Below are 2,572 nucleotides of genomic sequence, written 5' to 3' on the forward strand. Positions count from 1 at the left end.
GCCTCAGGCCAGTCCGGCAGGCCATAGTGGATGGCGGCATCCAGCCTCTCCCTGGCAAAGTCGAAGCGGCCGACGCGAGTGACGAAATTGATGGTGATATCGGGATTGCTTTCGACGAAATCGGGGATCATCGGCATCAGCCAGCGCGTGCCGAAGGTCGGCAGAATGGCAAGGTTCAGGATGCCGCTATGCCGATTGCTCATCAATCCAAGGGCTGCGTCACGCAACTGGCCAAGTGCCGAACGCACCGCCTCGGCGTAGATTTCGCCCGATGTCGACAGCCTGACATTGCGGCTGTCGCGTTCGAACAGCCGGCGGCCGAATTGGTCTTCAAGCGATCTGATCTGCCGGCTGACTGCGCCCTGGGTCAAATCGAGCTCCTGGGCGGCAGCGGTGAAACTGCCCAGCCGGGCCACAGCCTCGAAGGCGGCAAGGGCGCTTATGTTGGGCAAAAGGCGGCGTTGGACACTCATGACCCATTCCTAGAGCTCATTGATCGGTGAATCAATTTCGTTTGATTTTTTCGAGGCGCAGGCCGATAGAACGGGCCAACATTTTGCTTCATGCATGTCATCGTTTTGAGCGACATGCATTGGTTTGGGAGAAACGCGATGGCCGCCGACAAGAACGCATTCGTCTGGGAAGATCCGTTCCTGATCGAGGGCCAGCTTTCGGAAGACGAGCGCATGGTGCGCGACGGCGCGGCCGCCTTCGCCGCCGACAGACTGGCGCCGCGGATCGAGGACGCCTACCTCAACGAAACTTTCGATGCCGCGATCTTCCGCGAAATGGGCGAGGCCGGCCTGCTCGGCATCAACATCCCCGAGGAATTCGGCGGGCTTGGCGCGAACTACGTCACCTATGGGCTGGTCGCGCGGGAAGTCGAACGTGTCGACTCGGGTTATCGCTCGATGATGTCAGTGCAGTCGTCGCTGGTGATGTACCCGATCTACGCCTATGGCTCGGACGAACAGCGCAGGAAGTACCTGCCCAAGCTTGCCAGCGGCGAGTGGATCGGCTGTTTTGGCCTGACCGAGCCGGATGCCGGCTCCGACCCGGGCGGCATGAAGACACGCGCCGAGAGGACAGCCAACGGCTACAAGCTGTCCGGTTCGAAGATGTGGATTTCCAACGCGCCGGTCGCCGACGTGTTCGTCGTCTGGGCGAAGCTGAAGGGCGAGAACGGCAAGGACGAGATCCGTGGCTTCGTGCTGGAAAAGGGCATGAAGGGGCTTTCGGCGCCGAAGATCGGCGGCAAGCTGTCGCTGAGGGCGTCGATCACCGGCGAGGTGGTGATGGAAGGCGTCGAGGTCGGCGAAGACGCGCTGCTGCCCAACGCAAAAGGCCTTGGCGGACCGTTCGGCTGCCTCAACCGGGCTCGCTTCGGCATTTCCTGGGGCTCGATGGGCGCCGCCGAGGATTGCTGGCACCGCGCCCGCCAATACGGTCTCGATCGCAAGCAGTTCGGCAAGCCGCTGGCCGGCACGCAGCTCTACCAGAAGAAGCTGGCGGATATGCAGACCGAGATCGCGCTTGGGCTGCAGGCATCCTTGCGCGTCGGGCGACTGCTGGATGAAGGCAAGATGGCGCCGGAAATGATCTCGATCGTCAAGCGCAACAATTGCGGCAAGGCGCTCGACATCGCCCGCCAGGCCCGCGACATGCATGGCGGCAACGGTATCCAGATCGGCTACCACGTCATGCGCCACGCGCAGAATCTGGAGACGGTCAACACCTATGAAGGCACGCATGACGTGCATGCGCTGATCCTGGGACGGGCGCAGACGGGGATACAGGCGTTTTTCTGAGCCGGCAACCGTTGCTTAAATTAGGTGCACCGCAACATCTCTGCTTGGAGAATGGTCGCCAGATGTGTCAGGGTTCAGCGAAATCGTTTGAAACGCTGAATTCCGGGGCTCCATGGCAATTCTGGCAGCTGTCTACCACCTGACCCACTACAAGTACGACCGGCCGGTGGTTCTCGGGCCCCAGATCATCAGGCTGCAGCCGGCGCCGCATTCCCGCACCAAGGTGCTGAGCCATTCGCTCAAGGTCGAGCCGGCCAACCACTTCGTCAATCTGCAGCAGGACCCCTACGGCAACTTCCTAGCCCGCTTCGTGTTTCCGGAGCCGGTGACGGAGTTGAAGATCGAGGTCGACCTCGTCGCCGACATGACGGTCTACAATCCGTTCGATTTCTTCGTCGAGCCGTCGGCCGAGGCGTTTCCATTCGAGTATCCGGAAGAAATCCGCGACGATCTCGCCATCTATCGCACGCCGGAACCGGCGGGACCGCTGCTGTCGGCGCTGCTGAACACCATTGATCGCAGCGCTCCCAATACCGTCAATTTCCTCGTCGACCTCAATGCTCGGCTGCAGCGCGAGATCGCCTATATCGTGCGGATGGAAACCGGCGTGTTCTCGCCGGAAGAGACCTTGGCCGCGAAAAAAGGGTCGTGCCGGGATTCGAGCTGGCTGCTGGTGCAGATCCTACGCAACCTCGGCATCGCCGCGCGCTTCGTTTCCGGCTACCTGGTCCAGCTGAAGCCCGATCTGGTAGCACTCGACGGTC

At 61.5% G+C, this 2,572-nt stretch carries 3 protein-coding genes; 2 read left to right on the forward strand and 1 reads right to left on the reverse strand.

The window, feature by feature from the left end:
• On the reverse strand, positions 1-473 hold a 473-nt coding region (locus EN893_RS28590; RefSeq protein WP_128361971.1), incomplete at its 3' end, for a LysR family transcriptional regulator.
• Between the two features lie 138 nt (positions 474-611).
• Here EN893_RS28590 and EN893_RS28595 point away from each other — a divergent pair.
• Both EN893_RS28595 and EN893_RS28600 read left to right on the forward strand, forming a co-directional pair.
• A complete protein-coding gene (locus tag EN893_RS28595) occupies positions 612-1,808 on the forward strand; it encodes an acyl-CoA dehydrogenase (protein WP_127268849.1) in 1,197 nt (398 codons plus the stop codon).
• Positions 1,809-1,920: 112 nt separating this feature from the next.
• Positions 1,921-2,572 (forward strand): transglutaminase family protein (locus EN893_RS28600; RefSeq protein WP_164901191.1); only part of this gene is annotated, 652 nt, incomplete at its 3' end.

The sequence above is a fragment of the Mesorhizobium sp. M7A.F.Ca.CA.004.04.2.1 genome, from assembly GCF_004022825.1.
GTDB lineage: Bacteria > Pseudomonadota > Alphaproteobacteria > Rhizobiales > Rhizobiaceae > Mesorhizobium.

Excerpts from the sequence above, each read along its gene's own strand:
- EN893_RS28595 (WP_127268849.1), top strand. The coding sequence starts at position 612 with ATGGCCGCCGACAAGAACGCATTCGTCTGGGAAGATCCGTTCCTGATC.